The organism is Salipiger sp. D13 (assembly GCF_003703915.1).
Taxonomy (GTDB): domain Bacteria; phylum Pseudomonadota; class Alphaproteobacteria; order Rhodobacterales; family Rhodobacteraceae; genus Salipiger; species Salipiger profundus.
This window is the reverse complement of the sequence record NZ_ML112599.1, coordinates 79,682-98,180: the sequence shown is the minus strand read 5'-3', so window position 1 is coordinate 98,180 and position 18,499 is coordinate 79,682. Positions and strand designations below refer to the sequence as shown.

17 protein-coding genes are annotated in these 18,499 nt (G+C 69.1%); 4 read left to right on the top strand and 13 right to left on the bottom strand.

Annotated elements, in window-relative coordinates; translation table 11 throughout:
• Window positions 1-30: 30 nt before the first annotated feature.
• A complete protein-coding gene (locus D6860_RS14190) occupies window positions 31-471 on the bottom strand; it encodes an NUDIX domain-containing protein (RefSeq protein WP_017469428.1) in 441 nt (146 codons plus the stop codon).
• Window positions 472-551: 80 nt separating this feature from the next.
• Here D6860_RS14190 and D6860_RS14185 point away from each other — a divergent pair, with 80 nt between their 5' ends.
• Window positions 552-1,691 (top strand): alpha-D-ribose 1-methylphosphonate 5-triphosphate diphosphatase, encoded by a 1,140-nt coding sequence (locus tag D6860_RS14185; protein ID WP_076625273.1) that lies wholly within the window; start codon window positions 552-554, stop codon window positions 1,689-1,691.
• A 422-nt stretch (window positions 1,692-2,113) separates the two neighbouring features.
• Here the strand turns inward: D6860_RS14185 and D6860_RS14180 are convergent, their stop codons facing one another.
• From D6860_RS14180 to yghU, 3 genes are all read right to left on the bottom strand, one after another.
• A complete protein-coding gene (locus D6860_RS14180; RefSeq protein WP_076622705.1) occupies window positions 2,114-3,184 on the bottom strand; it encodes a 5-(carboxyamino)imidazole ribonucleotide synthase in 1,071 nt (356 codons plus the stop codon).
• Window positions 3,185-3,258: 74 nt separating this feature from the next.
• Window positions 3,259-3,753 carry a 5-(carboxyamino)imidazole ribonucleotide mutase gene (purE, locus tag D6860_RS14175; RefSeq protein ID WP_017470218.1) on the bottom strand — a complete coding sequence of 165 codons (495 nt, stop codon included), beginning with the start codon at window positions 3,751-3,753 and terminating at the stop codon, window positions 3,259-3,261.
• A 234-nt stretch (window positions 3,754-3,987) separates the two neighbouring features.
• Window positions 3,988-4,842 (bottom strand): glutathione-dependent disulfide-bond oxidoreductase, encoded by an 855-nt coding sequence (gene yghU, locus D6860_RS14170; RefSeq protein WP_076622706.1) that lies wholly within the window; start codon window positions 4,840-4,842, stop codon window positions 3,988-3,990.
• Between the two features lie 170 nt (window positions 4,843-5,012).
• On the opposite strand from yghU, the gene D6860_RS14165 reads away from it, so the two are divergent.
• The 3 genes from D6860_RS14165 (at window position 5,013) to D6860_RS14155 (ending at window position 8,813) form a co-directional block, all read left to right on the top strand.
• Window positions 5,013-7,463 (top strand): ligase-associated DNA damage response DEXH box helicase, encoded by a 2,451-nt coding sequence (locus tag D6860_RS14165; RefSeq protein WP_076625274.1) that lies wholly within the window; start codon window positions 5,013-5,015, stop codon window positions 7,461-7,463.
• Between the two features lie 238 nt (window positions 7,464-7,701).
• Window positions 7,702-8,367 (top strand): ligase-associated DNA damage response endonuclease PdeM, encoded by a 666-nt coding sequence (pdeM, locus tag D6860_RS14160; protein WP_076622707.1) that lies wholly within the window; start codon window positions 7,702-7,704, stop codon window positions 8,365-8,367.
• Window positions 8,368-8,405: 38 nt separating this feature from the next.
• Window positions 8,406-8,813, top strand: coding sequence for a PaaI family thioesterase (locus D6860_RS14155; protein ID WP_076622708.1), 408 nt, complete (start codon window positions 8,406-8,408; stop codon window positions 8,811-8,813).
• A 214-nt stretch (window positions 8,814-9,027) separates the two neighbouring features.
• On the opposite strand, the gene folD is transcribed toward D6860_RS14155, so the two are convergent.
• The 9 genes from folD to pal form a co-directional block, all read right to left on the bottom strand.
• Window positions 9,028-9,930, bottom strand: a complete 903-nt coding sequence (folD, locus tag D6860_RS14150; protein WP_076622709.1) for a bifunctional methylenetetrahydrofolate dehydrogenase/methenyltetrahydrofolate cyclohydrolase FolD — start codon at window positions 9,928-9,930, stop codon at window positions 9,028-9,030.
• A 23-nt stretch (window positions 9,931-9,953) separates the two neighbouring features.
• Window positions 9,954-10,250: a chorismate mutase gene (locus D6860_RS14145; protein WP_017469527.1), complete on the bottom strand. Its 297-nt coding sequence runs from the start codon at window positions 10,248-10,250 to the stop codon at window positions 9,954-9,956.
• Window positions 10,251-10,382: 132 nt separating this feature from the next.
• On the bottom strand, window positions 10,383-12,059 hold the full coding sequence (locus tag D6860_RS14140; protein ID WP_076622710.1) for a formate--tetrahydrofolate ligase: 1,677 nt from the start codon (window positions 12,057-12,059) through the stop codon (window positions 10,383-10,385).
• A 124-nt stretch (window positions 12,060-12,183) separates the two neighbouring features.
• On the bottom strand, window positions 12,184-12,774 hold the full coding sequence (locus tag D6860_RS14135; protein WP_076622711.1) for an MOSC domain-containing protein: 591 nt from the start codon (window positions 12,772-12,774) through the stop codon (window positions 12,184-12,186).
• 76 nt (window positions 12,775-12,850) lie between these two features.
• Entirely contained in the window at window positions 12,851-13,570 is a 720-nt protein-coding gene (locus D6860_RS14130; protein WP_229743331.1) for a methyltransferase domain-containing protein, read from the bottom strand.
• Window positions 13,571-13,641: 71 nt separating this feature from the next.
• A complete protein-coding gene (ftsH, locus tag D6860_RS14125; RefSeq protein WP_076622713.1) occupies window positions 13,642-15,558 on the bottom strand; it encodes an ATP-dependent zinc metalloprotease FtsH in 1,917 nt (638 codons plus the stop codon).
• Between the two features lie 75 nt (window positions 15,559-15,633).
• A complete protein-coding gene (gene tilS, locus D6860_RS14120) occupies window positions 15,634-16,986 on the bottom strand; it encodes a tRNA lysidine(34) synthetase TilS (RefSeq protein ID WP_083697759.1) in 1,353 nt (450 codons plus the stop codon).
• Window positions 16,983-17,825: a tol-pal system protein YbgF gene (gene ybgF, locus D6860_RS14115; RefSeq protein ID WP_076622714.1), complete on the bottom strand. Its 843-nt coding sequence runs from the start codon at window positions 17,823-17,825 to the stop codon at window positions 16,983-16,985. Before ybgF ends, tilS begins: the two co-directional genes overlap by 4 nt.
• 4 nt (window positions 17,826-17,829) lie before the next feature.
• Window positions 17,830-18,354: a peptidoglycan-associated lipoprotein Pal gene (pal, locus tag D6860_RS14110; protein ID WP_017469254.1), complete on the bottom strand. Its 525-nt coding sequence runs from the start codon at window positions 18,352-18,354 to the stop codon at window positions 17,830-17,832.
• Window positions 18,355-18,499 lie beyond the last annotated feature (145 nt).

Genomic DNA, 18,499 nt, shown 5'->3' with positions numbered 1-18,499 from the left:
AGCGCGGCGACGGTCCAGCGGGATCGCGGCTCACCGGGCCAGCAGTTCGAGCGGATCGTAGCCCGGCCCATTTTCCCAGGCGACCTGCGGCAGGCTGTCGGGCTTGAAGCGCAGCTCGGCCATCTCGGACCTGCTGACGAAGCGGCGGGTGTGGACGACGCCCTCGGGATCGCGCCAGTCCTCTGAGAGCGCGCCTTCGGTCAGGGTGCAGCGAAAGAAGATCTCAACCTGGTGAAAGCCGCTTCCGGGGTCGTGGTATTCGTTGACGAGGCAGGGCGCGCCCACGGCGACGGTGAGGCCGGTTTCCTCGTGCACCTCGCGGGCGAGGTTGTCGGGCAGCGAGGCGCCGGGCTCGACCCCGCCACCGGGCGCGCACCACAGGTCACTGCGATGCCCCGGCCAGGCATTGACGAGCAGCAGGCGGTTTTCGTGCAGGATGACGGCGCGGGCGGCGAGGCGTGGTGAGGACATGGCGCGAGATTTGCACCTTTCGGCAGCGCCGAAAAGCCCGTATCTGCGGGCGCGCCCGGCACCGCGAGATGGAGGCCCAGATGATCGCGCTCACCTTCGAGAATGCCCGCGTCCTGCGCCCTTCGGGCTGGGACGACGGCCCGCTGTCCATCGGTGGCGGGCTGATCCTTGACGACGCGGCGGGCCGCCGGGTGGACCTTGCGGGATACGACGTCCTGCCGGGCATCGTCGACACCCACGGCGACGGTTTCGAGCGCCACATGGCACCGCGCCGGGGCGCGCTGCGCGAGCGCGACGCGGGCATGGTGGCCTGCGCAGCCGAGCTTGCCGCCAACGGCATCACCACGGCGACGCTGGCGCAGTTCTGGTCCTGGGAAGGCGGCATGCGCGGGCCCGAGTTCGCCGAGGAAGTCTTTGCCGCCGTCGCGGCGGTGGCCCCCACCGTCCCCGTGGACCTGCGGCTGCAGTTGCGGCTCGAGACGCATTTCCTCGAGGCCTTCGAACGCGCCGAGGCGGCGGTCGCGCGCTGGGGGATCGGTTACGTGGTGTTCAACGATCATCTGCCGCACGAGCGCCTCGCCGCCGGGCGCAAGCCGCCCCGGCTGACCGGGCAGGCGCTGAAGTCCGGTCGATCCCCCGAGACCCATCTCGCGCTGATGCAGGCGCTGCATGCGCGCACCGAGGAGGTCCCCGAGGCGATCGACGCGCTCTGCGCGCGGCTGGCCGCACGTGGCGTCGCGATGGGCAGCCATGACGACCGCAGCGCCGAAGGGCGGGCCGCCTGGCGCGCGCGCGGGGTGCGCGTGTCGGAGTTTCCGGAGACGCCGGAGGCGGCCGAGGCCGCGCGGGCGGGCGGCGACTCGGTGGTGCTCGGCGCGCCCAATGTGGTGCGCGGGGCGAGCCACGCGGGCAACGTCGCGGCCGCCGAGCTGATCGCCGCCGGGCTCTGCGACGCGCTGGCCTCGGACTACCATTACCCGGCGCCGGCAAGGGCCGCGTGGCGCTGCGTCGAGCTGGGGCTGCTCGACGAGGCGACGGCCTGGCGGCTGGTTTCGGAGGGCCCGGCGCGGATGCTGGGTCTGCTGGACCGTGGCCGGCTTGAGCCGGGTCTGCGTGCCGATCTCGTGGTGATGGACCGGGCAACGCGACGCATCGTGATGACCATCGCCGCGGGACAGGTGGCATGGCTCTCGGGCGAGGTCGCGGCGCGGTTGTTCTGACGGCCGTCCGGCTCGAGGGCGTGATGGGGTGAAAACCCACCCTACGGCGGGGCGCGCCTGACAACGGTCAACCTGGGGCTTTACGCGTCGGGACTGGTCCTTGGGTGTTGGGTGGCGCGTGATCCTGGCGCCGTGCGCGTGGTGAGGGCGGGAGCGAGGGGCCAGCCCCTCGCGCTCCCCGGGATATTTCCAGCCAGAAGAAGACCGGGGCAGTGGCGGCGTCTTGGTTCTTCGGTGCGCCTGTTCCCGTCCGGACACTCCCTTGCGACGGGCTGGAGGAGCGATTTTTTGCAGCGGCCTGTTGGACGAGAGGCCGGAGAAACCCTTGGTAAATCGCTCGGCACCCGCGATGACACCCAGGGCGTGGGCCGGCCCGAGGTCCGCTGGCGGATTTTCCCGACAGGAAGCCTCGAGTGGCAGGCTCAGCCGCGAATGATGCGATTGACGTGGCCCATCTTGCGGCCCGGCTTGACCGCCGCCTTGCCGTAGAGATGGATGGCGACGTCGCTTTCCTTGGCGAGCTCCGGAAGCTTGTCGAGATCATCGCCGATCAGGTTTTCCATCTGCACGTCGGCGTAGCGGCTGCCGTCCCCGAGCGGCCAGTTGGCCACCGCGCGGATGTGCTGCTCGAACTGATCGATGGTGCAACCGTTCTGGGTCCAGTGGCCGGAGTTGTGCACCCGAGGCGCGATCTCGTTTACCAGGAGGCCCTGCGGCGTCACGAAGAGTTCGACCCCCATGACGCCGACGTAGTTCAGCGCGTTGAGGATCTGCGCCGCCAGCAGCACGGCGTCGGTGCGCTGCGAGGCACTGAGACGCGCCGGCACGGTCGTGGTGCGGAGGATGCCTTCGCGGTGGATGTTCTCGCCCGGATCGAAGCAGGCCACAGACCCGTCGGCGCTGCGCGCGGCGATGACCGAGACCTCGCAGGAGAACTCGACGAAGCCTTCGAGGATCGCCGGAGCACCGTTCATCTCGGCGAGCGCGGTCTCGGCCTCGTCAGGCGAGGAGATCCGCGCCTGCCCCTTGCCGTCGTAGCCGAAGCGCCGGGTCTTGAGGATCGCGGGCGCGCCGATGACCTCGAGCGCCTGCTTCAGGCTGGCGGCATCGGTGATGTCGGCGAAGGGCGCAGTGCGCAGGCCGAGGTCCGTGAGGAAGGTCTTTTCCGTCAGCCGATCCTGGCTCACCCGCAGCGCCTCGCGCCCGGGGCGAATGGGCCGCAGGGCCTGAAGGACATCGAGTGCCTCGGTCGGGATGTTCTCGAACTCGTAGGTGATGACGTCGACCGAGGCGGCAAACGCCTCAAGCGCGGCGGTGTCGTCGTAGCCTGCCGTGGTCACCGCGTCGGCAACGTGGCCTGCCGGCGGCTCGGCGCCCGGCTCGAAGACATGGCAGCGCAGGCCCAGCCTGCTGGCCGCGACCGAGAGCATCCGGCCGAGCTGGCCGCCGCCGAGAATGCCGATGGTTGCGCCCTGGGGAAGTGGGTCGGTCATGTCTGCCTCCGCGCTGTGCTGTCTCGGGGTCTTGTCCCGCGAAACGCCGCCGCCCGCAAGCGGTCAGTGACGGATCAGTCGCGCTGCGGCTCGTCGGGGATCGAGGCCGACAGTGCCTCGCGCCAGGCATCGAGACGCTCGGCCAGCGCGGGATCCTGCAACGCGAGGATACCTGCCGCCATGAGCCCCGCGTTGGTCGCACCGGCCCCGCCGATGGCCATGGTGCCGACGGGAAAGCCGCGCGGCATCTGCACGATGGAGTAGAGGCTGTCCACGCCGGAGAGCGCCCGCGTCTGCACCGGCACACCGAGCACCGGCACGCGGGTCTTCGACGCCATCATGCCGGGCAGATGCGCCGCACCGCCGGCGCCGGCGATGATCGCCTGGAGACCGCGCTCGGCCGCTGTCTTGCCATAGGACCAGAGCCGGTCGGGTGTGCGGTGGGCCGAGACGATCTTGACCTCGTAGGCCACGCCGAGCTCGTCTAGCACCCGCGCCGCTTCCTCCATCGTTGGCCAGTCCGACTGGCTGCCCATGATGATCCCGACCTTGACCGCGTCTTCCGCCATGTTCCGCCCTCATCTGAAAGAAGGGCGCACTATAAGCTGCAATGTCGGCTTGTCCATGCGTGGCAAGGGTTGGTGACGTCGGAATGGGGGCTCTGCCCCCGCGCTGCGCGCTCCCCCGCGGTATTTTCAAAGAGAAGAAGACCCGGAGCGCGGTGCGTCCCGGCTTCTTCTCTTCACAAATACCTCCGCCGGAGGCATCCGGCAGCGCCGCCAGGCGGGCCACCGGGACGGGGGTCAGCCGATCTTGTCCTGCGTCTTCGTATCGAAGTCGCCGGCGTCGTGACGCTCGTGGAGTTGCTCGTGCGGCTCGCCGGAGACCTTGTTGACGATGCGACCGCGCTGCACCGCCGGGCGCGCTGCGATCTCCTCGGTCCAGCGAATGACGTTCTTGTAGGTCTTCACGTCGAGGAACTCGCCCGCGTCGTAGGATTCGCCCATCACGGTGCGGCCATACCAGGGCCAGATCGCCATGTCGGCGATGGTGTAGGTGTCGCCCACCATGTAGCGGTTCTCGGAGAGGTGCCGGTCGAGCACGTCGAGCTGGCGTTTCACCTCCATGGTGAACCGGTCGATGGGATACTGCATCTTGTAGGGCGCGTAGGCGTAGAAGTGGCCGAAGCCTCCACCGAGGTAGGGCGCGCTGCCCATCTGCCAGAACAGCCAGGACAGCATCTCGGCCCGCTGCTCCGGTCCGGTGAGGAAGGCACCGAACTTCTCGGCGAGGTGCATGAGGATGGCGCCCGATTCGAACACGCGGACAGGCGTGTCGCCCGAGCGGTCCATCAGGGCGGGGATCTTGGAGTTCGGGTTCACGTCGACGAAGCCCGAGCCGAACTGGTCGCCCTCTCCGATGTTGATGAGCCAGGCGTCGTACTCGGCGTCATGCCCTGCCGCCAGCAACTCTTCGAAGAGGATCGTGACCTTCTGCCCGTTGGGCGTGGCGAGGCTGTAGAGCTGGAACGGATGCTTGCCGACCGGCAGCTCCTTGTCGTGGGTCGGGCCGGCGACGGGGCGGTTGAGCGAGGCCCACTTGCCGCCGCTCGGCTGGTCCCAAGTCCAGACTTTCGGGGGGGTATACTCTTCGGTCATTCCTGCGGCTCCGATTTTCCTGTTCGGGCACGAACCTAGCAATCGGTGCACGAAAGGCCAGCCCCGGGCGCATGCGCCGCCGCACACGGGCTCCGCGCCGCGCGCCCATGATGCATCTTCGCGGCCGCTTGCCGTTTCGCATCGCGCCGGCGCGCCCTATCTGTGGCAGCATGACAGAGCTTCCCGCCCCCCTTCAGCAGTGGCTCGACACGCGCGGCTGGCAGATGCACCCGCACCAGCGCGACATGCTCGAGCGCAGCGCCGCCGCCTGCCTGATGCTCATCGCGCCAACCGGCGGCGGCAAGACCCTGGCAGGCTTCCTTCCTACGCTCGCGGAACTGGGGGAAGCGCCGCGCGCCGGGTTGCACACGCTCTACATCTCGCCGCTCAAGGCGCTGGCCGCCGACATCCGCCGCAACCTGATGACCCCCATCGAGGAGGCCGGGCTGCCGATCCGGGTCGAGGACCGCACCGGCGACACACCGTCATCGCGCAAGCGCCGGCAGCGCGCCGACCCGCCGCACATCCTGCTCACCACGCCCGAGTCGCTGGCGCTGCTCACCTCCTACGAGGACGCACCCCGCATCTTCGCGGGGTTGCAGCGGGTGGTGGTGGACGAGATACACGCGCTGGCGGAAAGCAAGCGGGGCGATCAGCTCATGCTGTCGCTGGCGCGGCTTCAGGCGATGTGCCCGGACCTGCGGCGGGTCGGCCTCTCGGCCACGGTCGAGGACCCGCAGGCCATCGCCGGGCTGCTGGCGCATCATCCCGACCCCTGCGAGATCGTCGAGGCCGACCCCGGGCCGGAGCCGGACATCTCGATGCTGGTGACGGACGAAGCGCCGCCGTGGTCCGGCGGCGGCGCGGCCTATGCCATTCCGGCGGTGCTGGAGGAGGTGAAGCGCCACCGCACGACGCTGATCTTCCACAACACCCGCGCGCAGGCGGAACTGTTCTTCCACCGGCTGTGGCTCGCCAACGAGGAGGCGCTGCCGATCGGTATCCACCACGGCTCGCTCGACCGGGGGCAACGCGAGAAGGTCGAGGCTGCGATGGTGCGCGGTGACCTGCGGGCCATCGTCTGCACCGGGTCGCTCGACCTCGGCATCGACTGGGGCGACGTCGATCTCGTCATCCAGATCGGCGCGCCGAAAAACGTGAAGCGGCTCGTGCAACGCATCGGGCGCGCGAACCACCGCTACAACGCGCCGTCGAAGGCGCTGCTGGTGCCCGCCAACCGCTTCGAAGTGGTCGAATGCGTCGCCGCGCTGGAGGCGGTGCGGGCGCGCGATCTCGATGGCGAGTGGCGCGGGCGGGGGCCGCGCGACGTGCTCTGCCAGCACATCCTGATTGCCGCCTGTGCCGGGCCGTTCGAGGCCGATGCGCTTTACGCCGAGATGACCACGGCGGGCGCCTACGCCGACCTGAGCCGGGCCGAGTTCGATGCCTGTCTCGAATTCTGCGCTACCGGCGGCTACGCGCTGCGCGCCTACGACCGCTGGCAGCGGCTGCAGCAGCGCCCCGACGGCCAGTGGCAGCTGCGCGATCCGCGCTCGGCGGTGCGCATCCGCCAGAACATCGGCACCATCCAGGATACCGACACGCTCAAGGTCCGCTGGCGCGGCCGTGGTGGTGCACCGCTGGGCGAGATCGAAGAGGGCTTCGCGGCGCAGCTCACGCGCGGCGACACCTTCCTGATCGGCGGCCAGATCGTCCGCTACGAGGGCCTGCGCGAGATGATCGTCGAGGTCAGCCGCGACGCCGCCCGCAAGCCCAAGATCGCCACCTTCATGGGCACCAAGTTCGCCACCTCGACCCAGCTCTCTGCCCGGATCGTCGAGATGTTCCGGCAGGACAGCTGGCCCGGCCTGCCCGACCACACCGCCGAATGGCTGGCGCTGCAACGCGAGGTCTCGCGGCTGCCGCAGCCCGGTCGACTCCTGATCGAAAGCTTCCCGCACGACGGGCGCGAACAGCTCGTCGTCTACGGCTTCGCCGGGCGCAACGCCATGCAGACCCTCGGGCTGCTGCTGACCAAGCGGATGGAGGAAGAGGGGCTCGCCCCCATGGGCTTCGTCGCCAGCGACTATGCCGTGCTGATCTGGGGGCTCGACGCTTTGATCGACCCGGCGCCGCTGTTCGACCTGGAAAAGCTCGAGGCGGGGCTCGAGACGTGGCTCACCGGCAACGCGGTGATGAAGCGCACCTTCCGCGCCTCGGCGACCATTGCCGGCCTCATCGAGCGCAACACCGGCGGCCAGCGCAAGACCGGACGACAGGCGACGATGTCCTCGGACATTCTCTACGACACGCTGGTGAAATACGACCCCGGCCATCTGCTGCTCGACATCACCCGCGAAGAGGCGATGCGCGGCCTCGTGGATTTCTCGCGCATCCGCGAGATGTGCGCCCGGGTCGGTGACCGCATCGACCTGCTGCGACTGTCGCGGGTGTCACCGCTGTCGGCCCCGCTTTTCCTCGAGCCCGGCCGGGTGCCGATCGCGGGCTCTGCCGACGAACGGCTCATCCAGGAGGAGGTCACGCAGCTGCTCGAAGCCTCGGGGCTTGCACAAATTCACGGCGAAAGGGCGAAAGGTTCCAGAGATCACAACCCTAGGTGATCATAACTTGTTCCGGGCATGTCATGTGCTTAGCGTGGCTGAAGCTGAAGAGTGCGAGACATGCCGAGACCGCCGAAAAGACGTTTCTCACGGGGCTGGTGGATTGCGCCCGGACTTGTTCTTGGTCTCTTGGTGTGGTGGTGGCTGATCCGGTCGTTCCTCAAGCTTCTGTCATCCGACTGACCCGTCGGAGCTCTCCCCTTGCCCCTCCCCCGGAGATGCGGCAAGGGAACGTCCCATGAACACCCACGGTTTCACGTTCTGCGGCGCCGCGCTTTCGGCCCTGCCCTCGGGCGCGCTGCACTGGCCCGACGAGCGGCTTCTGGTCGTCTCCGACCTGCATTTCGGCAAGGCGGCGCGGCTCTCGGCGGTCGGCGGCGCGGCGCTGCCGCCCTACGAAACACGCGAGACCCTGCTGCGGCTCGAGACCGACCTCGAGACGACCGGGGCGGAACGGGTGATCTGTCTTGGCGACAGTTTCGACGCCGCCAGCATCGACCGTGCCCTGCCCGAGGACGATCGGCTGTGGATCGCCCGCCTGCAGGCCGGACGCGACTGGATCTGGATCGAGGGCAACCACGATCCCGGCCCGGTGACGCTGGGCGGCACGCATCTGGCCGAGCTGATCGTCGGGCCGCTGACCTTCCGACACATCGCGACCGACGGCGCGCGGGCCGAGGTCTCGGGGCACTACCACCCCAAGGCGCGGCTGAAGCTGCGCGGGCGCAGCCTGTCGCGGCCCTGTTTCCTCGTCGATGCGGCGCGACTCATCCTGCCTGCGTATGGCGCCTATACCGGCGGGCTGCGCTGCGACAGCGCCACGCTCTGCGAGCTGATGGAGACCGGCGCGCGGGCGATCCTGACCGGCCCCTCGCCCGTCGCCATCCCGATGCCGCGCGGTTGAGCTTGCCAGCGGGGCCGGCGCGTGGCTGAGTGGGCGGCATGGACATCGAACACCGCATCCGCGAGAGCTTTGACCGCCAGTCGATGATGACGACGCTCGGCGCGCGCCTCGTGACGGTCGCGCCCGGCGCCGTGTCCATCGAGGCCGCCATACGCCCGGATCTCATGCAGCAGCACGGCTACGCCCACGCGGCGCTGGCCTTTGCCGTGGGAGACAGCTCGGCGGGCTATTCGGCGCTCTCGGTGATGCCCGAGGGCAAAGAGGTCGTGACCGCCGAGATGAAGATCCACCTGCTCGCGCCCGCGACGGGGGAGCGGCTGGTGGCCCGGGGCCGGGTGGTCAAGCCCGGCCGGCGGCTGGTGATCGTCACGGCGGATGTCTTCGCGGTCACCGGCGAGGAGGAGGTTCACGCGGCGCTGCTCACCGGAACGATGATCCCGATCTGAAGCGCACGGGGGCCCCGTGGGGGGGGGTGGTGGGTTGCAAACCCACCCTACGGCGGAACGCCGATGCCCTGCCGGCGCGCTTGGCCACCTCCGGCAGGGAGAGGATGCAGATGGTCAACCCCGAGCGCCCGAGGGGCCGACACGGGGCGCACCCCAGACCCGTTTTCAAGCGCCATGCGTTTCGGGGCGGGGCTCCCCCACCCCGAGAGTGGTCTCAGACCGTGAGGCCCTCGGGCTCGGGCAGGCCGTTGGCACGGGCGCAGGCGGTCACCGTGTTGGCGAGCAGGCAGGCGATGGTCATCGGCCCGACGCCCCCCGGCACCGGCGTGATCGCCCCGGCGACGTCGGCGCAGCTGTCGAAATCGACGTCGCCCACGAGCCGCGTCTTGCCCTCGCCCTTCTCGGGGGCGGGGATGCGGTTGATGCCGACGTCGATCACCGTCGCGCCCGGCTTGATCCAGTCGCCCGGCACCATCTGCGGACGACCCACCGCCGCCACCACGATGTCGGCCCGGCGCACCACCGCCGGAAGATCCTTCGTGCGCGAATGCGCGATGGTCACGGTGCAGCTTTCCCCGAGCAGGAGCTGCGCCATCGGCTTGCCGACGATGTTGCTGCGCCCGATCACCACCGCATCCAGACCGCTGAGCGAGCCGAGCTGGTCGCGAAGCATCATCAGGCAGCCGAGCGGCGTGCAGGGCACCATGCTCTTCTGACCGGTGCCCAGAAGACCGACGTTGGAGATGTGGAAGCCATCGACGTCCTTGGCCGGGTCGATCGCGTTGATGACCGCGTCCTCGTTCATGTGGTCGGGCAGCGGCAGCTGCACGAGGATGCCATGCACCGCAGGATCGGCATTCAGCCGCTCCACGAGCGCCAGCAGGTCCGCCTCGGGCGTGTCGGCAGGCAGCTTGTGCTCGAAGCTCTGCATGCCGCATTCGACGGTCTGCTTGCCCTTGTTGCGGACGTAGACCTGGCTCGCGGGGTCCTCGCCCACCAGCACCACGGCAAGCCCCGGCGTGATGCCGTGCTCGTCCTTCAGCCGCGCCACATGCGCTGCCACCTTTTCCCGCACACTGGCCGCAAAGGCCTTGCCGTCGATGATGCTTGCCGCCATGGGGCTCTCCTTTGTTCGGGCCTCTACTCGCGACCGAGCGCGCTCTGCTCGCGCCGGATCGACCATTCCACCAGTTCCTGCCAGACGAGTTCGGCCAGCGCCGGATCCCAGCCGTCGCGCTCGGCGTTGGCGCGGGCGTTGGCGATGACCTCGTCGACACGATCGGTGATGCGGGCCGGCCAGCCGTTGCCGGCCTTCAGCTCTGCCGCGCGGGCGATCAGCCGCGCCCGGTGCGCCATGAGCGCGCTGAGCTCGCGGTCGGTCGCGTCGATCTCGGCGCGCAGCGCCGTCATGTCTTCGAGGCTCGCGGGGTCGCGCATGGGCTGGGATCTCCTGTCGGGGCCGTTTCGACCCTAATGCCGCCCCGGCGCGGATTGTTCAACGCCCCCTCGCGGCGCTTTGCGATCCGGCAGCGTCATTCGCTGTTCCGATGCGCGCCCGGCGGGCGCCGATCAGAACAGGCCCTCGATCTCGCCGTCGGCCCCCAGCCGGATGTTCTCGGCGGCCGGGCGTCGCGGCAGGCCCGGCATGGTCATGATCTCGCCGCAGATGGCGACCACGAAACCCGCCCCCGCCGAAAGCCGCACCTCGCGCACCGGCACCACATGGCCCTCGGGCGCACCACGCAGTCCCGGATCGGTCGAGAAGGAATACTGCGTCTTGGCCATGCAGACCGGCAGGTTGCCGTAGCCCTGCGCCTCCCACTGGGCGAGCTGGTCGCGCACCCGGGTGTCGGCGGTCACCTCGTGGGCGTGGTAGATGCGCTCGGCGATGCATTCGATCTTCTGCCAGAGCGGCGTGTCGTCGGCGTAGAGCGGCGCGAACTGTGCCATGCCCGCATCGGCAATCTCGGTGACGCGCGTGGCCAGCGCCTCGATGCCGGCGCCGCCCTCGGCCCAGTGCTTGCAGAGATAAGCCTCGGCCCCCTGCCCCGCCACGTAGTCGTGCACGGCAGCGATCTCGGCGTCGGTGTCGCCGATGAAATGGTTGATGGCCACCACCACCGGCACGCCGAAGCCCTTGAGGTTCTGGATATGCCGCCCGAGGTTGGCACAGCCCTCCGTGACTGCGGTGACGTTCTCGTCGGCAAGCTCGTCCTTCTGCAGCCCGCCGTTCATCTTGAGCGCCCGCACCGTCGCCACCAGCACCACGCAGTCGGGATGCAGCCCGGCCTTGCGGCACTTGATGTCGAAGAACTTCTCGGCGCCGAGGTCGGCCCCGAAGCCCGCCTCGGTCACCACGTAATCGGAGAGCTTCAGCGCGGTCCGCGTCGCGATCACCGAGTTGCAGCCATGCGCGATGTTGGCGAAGGGCCCGCCGTGCACGAAGGCCGGCGTATGCTCGAGCGTCTGCACGAGGTTGGGCTGCATCGCGTCCTTCAGCAGCACCGTCATCGCCCCGTCGGCGCCGATGTCGCGCGCCAGCACCGGCGAGCGGTCGCGACGGTAGGCCACGATCATGTCGCCCAGCCGCCGCTGCAGATCGGACAGGTCGTCGGCAAGGCAGAGGATCGCCATGACCTCGGAGGCCACGGTGATGTCGAAACCGCTTTCGCGCGGGAAGCCGTTCGCGACGCCGCCGAGCGAGGTGACCGTGTGGCGCAGCGCCCGGTCGTTCATGTCGACCACGCGGCGCCACACCACGCGCCGCAGGTCGATCTCCTGCTCGTTGCCCCAGTAGATGTGGTTGTCGATCATCGCCGCCAGCAGGTTGTGGGCGCTGGTGATCGCGTGGAAATCCCCGGTGAAGTGGAGGTTCATGTCCTCCATCGGCACGATCTGCGCGCGCCCGCCTCCAGCCGCGCCGCCCTTCATCCCGAAGTTCGGCCCGAGCGAGGCCTCGCGGATGCAGACCGCCGCCTTCTTGCCGATCCGCGACAGCCCGTCGCCCAGACCCACGGTCGTCGTGGTCTTGCCCTCGCCGGCGGGCGTCGGGTTGATTGCCGTCACGAGGATGAGCTTGCCGTCCGGCCGGCCCGACAGCCCCGAGATGAAGTCCTGCGCGACCTTCGCCTTGTCGTGGCCGTAGGGCAGCAGGTGCTCGGGCGGAATGCCGAGCGTGGCGCCGATCTCCTGGATCGGGCGTTTGTCGGCCTCGCGGGCAATCTCGATGTCGGGTTTCACGGCCACGTCGCGTCTCCTAAGGTCTTCCGGCAGTCCCGGACGACCATGCCGCAAGCGCGCCCCATAGGACACCCGGAAATGTGGCGCGGGTCGGTGGCGTGGCGTTCACCGGGCGAGTTTCACCCCTACGCTACAGCGCCTCGACATGGGCCCAGAGGCGCTGGTCGGGGACGTGCAGCCGCAGGCAATCCCCGAGCGCGAGCCGCCCCGGGCGCTCGACGCTTGCCGTCACCCCGCGCCGCCCTTTCGCGGCAGGCTTGAAGCGCTTGCCGAAGCCTTCACGGTCTGCCTCGATCTCGCGCCCCGGCAGCACGCAGGGGCGGTTTTCCATGTCCACGATCAGCGTAACCCCGTCCGGGCCCTGTAGCCGAGACGACGGCGGAATATGGGTGAAATCCGGCAGCCCCTCGACCACCACCGAGATGCCGAGCCATTCCGGTTCGAGCAGTTTCAGCCCCACACGTTCGGCGATGTCCGCCATTTCCTCGGCGGACATGATCGCGAGCTGTCGGCAGTTACGGATCTCGGTGCCGCGCGGATGCTGCGACAGCACCCGGCTGCACGAGGCGCGCGTCAGCCCGGCATGGCGTTCGCCCGACGGTCCCTCGAAGCCCAGTTCGAGCATCTTGGTCTCGACCGAGCGCAGGCCATCGCCCTCGGCGGGAACGCGGCCCAGCCAGGTGACCGTGGCAGAGAAATCGGTGGGCTTCAGCGCGGGCATTGGGGCATCTCCTTGCAACGGGGTCGAGCCTGACGAAAACCGGGGGCGCCTCAACCACGACGCGACGTATTCACGATTAATTCGCGGAGCCGGCCCCGACGGTGAGGATGAAGAACAGACGGCGGAACGGGAACAGCACCCGTCCGCTTTCAGAAGCCGGGTAGGCGCTGCCGATGACGGACTCATAGGCCCGCACCAGCCGGGCCTGCTCGGTCTCGTCGAGCGCGGCAAGCACCGGCCGGGCAAAGGTCGCCTCGGTGAAATGGCGAACGGGATGCCCGCTGCCCTCGGGATCGAGCTCCTGGTAGTATTCCGTCTCCCACAGCGAGACATGCCCCAAGCCGCGCAGCATCCGGTGATACTCGGCCGGGAGCATGGCTTGCGGGAGCGTTTCCGGATCGACGCGGCCCGGGAACAGCTCTTCGGCCAGCGTCAGCCAGAGCCGGTGCGAGGGCGCGTTGTTCTGGTGCGGCACCTGCACCGCCAGCGTTCCGCCGGGCGCGAGATGACCGGCCAGCCGTGGGATCAGGCTGCCATGCCCACCCACCCAATGCAGCGCGGCGTTGGAGAAGATCAGCGCGGACGGCGTCTGTGGCGCCCATGTCGAGATGTCCGCGCGGTCGAGCCGGTCATAGCAACCGCCGGCGCGGGCCTTCTCGAGCATGGCGTCGCTCAGGTCGATGCCATGCAGCGGGCGCCCGAGTTGCCGCAGCGCCGGCCCGGCGGCACCGCTGCCGCAGCCAAGGTCGACCACATCGCCCGCCGGCAGCGGACCGATGCCACGCAGCAGGTCCATGGCGGGGCGCAAACGAAGACCCCGGAATCTGTGATAGAGTCCGGGGTCCCAATCGGCGTGTGCCTTTTGGCTCATGCAGAGGGTTCGGGTTCCAGCCCGCCCTCGCCCGTGGGCTTGGCCTTGGGCTTGGTCTTCGGAATCGAGGTCACGCTGGGCGTGTCGCCGCCCGAGTCCGCGTCTGCGTCGTTGCCGGAGTGCGGAGGATCGCCCCTCATCACCCGCTTGATCTCTTCGCCGGTGAGGGTCTCGTATTCGAGCAGACCCTTGGCCAGACGCTCCCAGTCGTCCTTGCGCTCGGTAAGGATCTGGAAGGCGCGGTCATAGGCTTCCTGCGTGAAGCGCTTCACCTCGTCCTCGATCAGCTCCTTGGTATGCGCCGAGACCGACAGGCCCGCGGTGTTGCCCTGGTAGCCCTCGTGGGCCTCGGAGTAGTCGATGTTGCCGACCTTGTCCGACATGCCCCAGCGCAGCACCATCGCACGGGCCAGCGCGCTGGCCTGCTGGATGTCGCCCGCCGGACCGTTCGAGACGTTGGGCTCGCCGTACTTGATGATCTCGGCGGCCTTGCCGGCCATGGTCATGGCCATCTTTTCCTCGCACTCGGACTTGTGCCAGTTCAGGCGGTCGATCTCGGGCAGCGAGACCACCATGCCAAGCGCGCCACCGCGCGGGATGATCGTCGCCTTGTAGACCGGGTCGCACTGCGGAAGGGCAAGACCCACGACCGCGTGGCCGGCCTCGTGGTAGGCGGTCTTTTCCTTCTGCTCCGGCGTCAGCACCATCGAGCGGCGCTCGGCGCCCATCATCACCTTGTCCTTGGCGTTCTCGAAGTCCTCCATCGTCACGAAGCGACGGCCGACACGGGCGGCCATGAGGGCAGCCTCGTTCACGAGGTTCGCAAGGTCGGCGCCCGAGAAGCCCGGGGTGCCGCGCGCGATGATCCGCAGGTCGACGTCGGGGCCCAGCGGGGTCTTGCGGGCGTGCACGCCGAGGATCTTCTCACGGCCCTTGATGTCGGGGTTCGGAACGGTGACCTGGCGGTCGAAGCGGCCCGGACGCAGCAACGCGGGGTCAAGCACGTCACGACGGTTGGTCGCGGCGACGATGATGACACCCTCGTTGGCCTCGAAGCCGTCCATCTCGACCAGCAGCTGGTTCAGTGTCTGCTCGCGCTCGTCGTTGCCACCGCCGTAGCCGGAGCCACGGTTGCGGCCCACCGCGTCGATCTCGTCGATGAAGACGATGCAGGGGGCGTTCTTCTTGGCCTGCTCGAACATGTCGCGCACGCGGCTGGCGCCGACGCCCACGAACATCTCGACGAAATCGGAGCCGGAGATGGTGAAGAACGGCACGCCGGCCTCACCCGCGATGGCGCGCGCGAGCAGCGTCTTACCGGTGCCCGGAGGGCCCACCAGCAGCGCGCCCTTGGGGATCTTGCCGCCGAGGCGCGAGAACTTCTGCGGGTTGCGCAGGAATTCCACGATCTCTTCGAGCTCTTCCTTGGCCTCGTCGATGCCCGCGACGTCGTCGAAGGTCACCCGGCCATGCTTTTCCGTCAGCAACTTCGCCTTGGACTTGCCGAAGCCCATGGCCCCGCCTTTGCCGCCGCCCTGCATCCGGTTCATGAAGTAGATCCAGACGCCGATCAGCAGCAGGAACGGCAGGAGGCTGAGCAGGAAGGCCTGGAAGCCCGACTGTTCCTGCTGCTCGGCCCGCACGGTCACGCCGTTGTCGATCAGCAGGTCGGTCACCTGCGCATCCTGGGGTTTCACCGTGACATAATCGGTGCCGTCGCTGCTCCGGTAGCGGATCTGTTCACCGTCGATCGTCACCGTGCTCACGTTGTTGTTCTCAACGGAGGAAACGAAATCGGAATAGCTGATCTCGCGGCTCTGCAGGGTGCTGCCCCCGCCCGAGAACAGATTGAACAGGGCCAAAATCAGTAGGAACAGGACCACCCAAAAGGCGATATTGCGTGCGTTGCCCAAGGAATGCCTCCAAACATGCGTCGCGCGCCCCGGTCGGAGCGCGATGTGCCTAACATAAGGATCGGACGCTGCGGTTCAATGCGAAAGAAGGAAGTTCCGGAAATCCGGAGCGGCCCCGTTCGCCGGTCGCAGCGCGACGAAACAGGCCGGTCCGACCCCCATCGCGGGGCAGGCGATCAGCTCTTCCCCGTCCCACACCGAGGGCAGGCTGCGGGCCGAGACGAAGGGCGGCGCCACGTCCGGCTTCACGGCAACCTGGCGCCAGCCGTCCTCGCCGAGCGCGCGGATGCAAAGTCCTTCCAGCGCGGCGTTTTCCAGCCGCCAGCGACCGTCCCAGACAGCGCGGGGCCCCATCTGGACAAGATGCCCGGCCACCGCGCTGTATTCGCGAAACACCCGGATCCGGGCGCGCTCGCAGCGCAACTCGCAGCCGTGCAGGGTTGTGCTACCACCCGAGAGCAGCCGGTCGAGCGCCGCCTCCAGCGCGTCGGCGCGCGGGCGGTAGTCCGCCGAGGCGACATACTGGAGCGCCGCCGCGAGCAGCCGCAGCTGGGTCTCACGCTCGACCGGGGCAAGGCCGTCACGGTCGATCACGATTTCGCCGGTCGGCACGCCGTTCACCTGCGGCTCGACGCCGATCCGCTCCCAGATGTCGGCGGCCCGGCGCGCCAGCGCCTCGCGGCTGCGCGCCATGCGCTGCGCGGTGTCGGCAAGGCAGTCCGCGCCCAGCCCCTGCGCGTCGAGATCCGCCAGCAGCCGCCGCATCCGCACCCGCTCGAAGCGGTCATCGTCGTTCGAGGGATCGTCGACCCAGCGGCCCTTGAGCACGGACAGGTAATGGCGCAACTCGGCGCGGCGCATCGACAGGCACGGGCGCAGCACCTCGTAGCCGCCGTCCCGTGGCGCGGTTGGAGGCGCGTCGCCGGTGATCTCGCCCGGAACGTCGACCTGCTGCGCGACGACCCGGCGTGGCGCCATCGCCGCCAGCCCGTCGACGCCCGATCCCCGGCGCAGGCGCATGAGGAAGGTTTCGGCCACGTCGTCGCGGGTGTGCGCCATCAGCACGTGGCGAAGGCCGCCGCGCCAGCGGTCGATCAGCGCGAGTCGGGCGGCGCGCGCCTCGGCCATGACGTTGCCGGTGCCATCCCGGTGCCAGCGCAGCGTGGCATGTGGATGACCGAGCTCCGCGCAGGTCTCGCGCACCAGCGCGGCTTCCTGCGCGGCCTCGGGGCGCAGCCCGTGATCGATGGTGACGACCCAGAGCCGCGTGCCCCAGACATGCGCCCAGTTGTGCGCGAGCGTGAGCATGGCCATGCTGTCGCCGCCGCCCGAGACGGCGAGCGCGATGTCGGACGGGAAGTCCGGGCCGAGCAGGTCGCCCATCGCCCCGGCAAACCGCTGGTCGAGACTCTGCGCGCCGGGCGTCACTGGCAGCCGAGACGCTCGCTTTCCGCCTGCGCCTCGGACACGGCTGGGGTGCCGGGGTAGCGCGTCGACACCTCGCCGAGGGTGACGCAGGCCTCGTTGAGACTGCCCAGCTCGCCGAGCGCGGCGCCGAGCCGCCACAGCGCCTCGGGGGCGGCTTCGGCCTCGGGGTAGTTCGCGTAGGTGTCGAGGAAGCGGCGCGCCGCTTCGCGGATGTCGCCGATGGCGGTCAGCGCGCGGCCCTCGGCCAGCAGCGCCGCGGGTTCGAGCGGGCTGCCGGGGTAGCTCTGGCGGAAGGCCTCGAAACCGCTGGCGGCGGTCTCGTAATCGCCGCTGTCGAGCGCGTCACGCGCGTTCTGGAAGTCGGTCCTCTCGCCGATGGCAAGCTCTGCCCCACCCGCCGGCAGATCGCCCGACCCGCCGCCCGTGGCGGGCGCCGGCGACGGCGCCGGCGCGGCCGGGACACCGGCGGCCCCGCCCAGCAGCGGCGTGTCGCCGAGGCTGCCGATATCGCAACCGGGCTCGAGCTCGCAGAGCCGGAACTCGAGATCGCCGATCCGGTTGCTGCCGTCTTCGACCACGGTGTCGATCCGGTGCTGCAATTCCTCGCTGCGCGCCGTGAGGCGCTGCAGCTCGCTTTCGATGGCGTTGACCCGGTCGAGCATGCTTCCGCTGACCTGCACATCGCTCGCGCCGGTGGTGTTCAGCTCCTGCTTGAGCCCCAGCAGCGACCCCTTCAGGATCGACAGATCCTGCCGGATGTCGGCGAGCGTTTCGGAATCCTGGGCCTCCGCGCCGGTGGCGGCGAGCCCGAGACAGAGTGCGAGGGCAACGAACCGCATGGGATCAGACCCCGGCGCCCATCGAGATGACCGTCACCGCGCGGCGGTTCTTGGCGTAGCAGGCCTCTTCCGAGCAGACCTCGACCGGGCGCTCCTTGCCGTAGCTGACGAAGCGCAGACGGTTCGACGCCACGCCCTTGGACACGAGGTATTCCATCGTCGCGTTGGCCCGGCGGGCGCCGAGCGCGATGTTGTATTCGCGCGTGCCCTGCTCGTCCGCGTGGCCCTCGATCACGGCGAGGTAGTCGCTGTTGGTCATCAGCCATTGCGCCTGCGCATCGAGCGTCGCCTGCGCCTCGGGGCTCAGCGTCGACTGGTCGACGGCGAAGAACACGCGGTCGCCGATGGTCTGGCTGAAGTAGGCCGGCGATTGCGGATCGTTGGCACTGCCCGGAACGACGCCGCCCGCGGCACCCGCGCCGGAGCCATAGGCGCCGGCATCGCTGCCGCTGCCGAAACGGTCGCCGCTGGTACAGGCCGAGAGGCCGAGGACGGCGGCAAGGATCATGGCCTTGGAAAGATATGTCATGGAACTGTCCTGCTCGTTTGTTGCCTGCAAATTACCACAGGCGGTTTGGCTTTGGAACGTAAGGCACGGACGAAGATTTTTCGTCCGAAAAATCTTGGGCCGGGCCGGGGGCTGGCGGGAAAAATCTTCCGGAGAAGATTTTTCG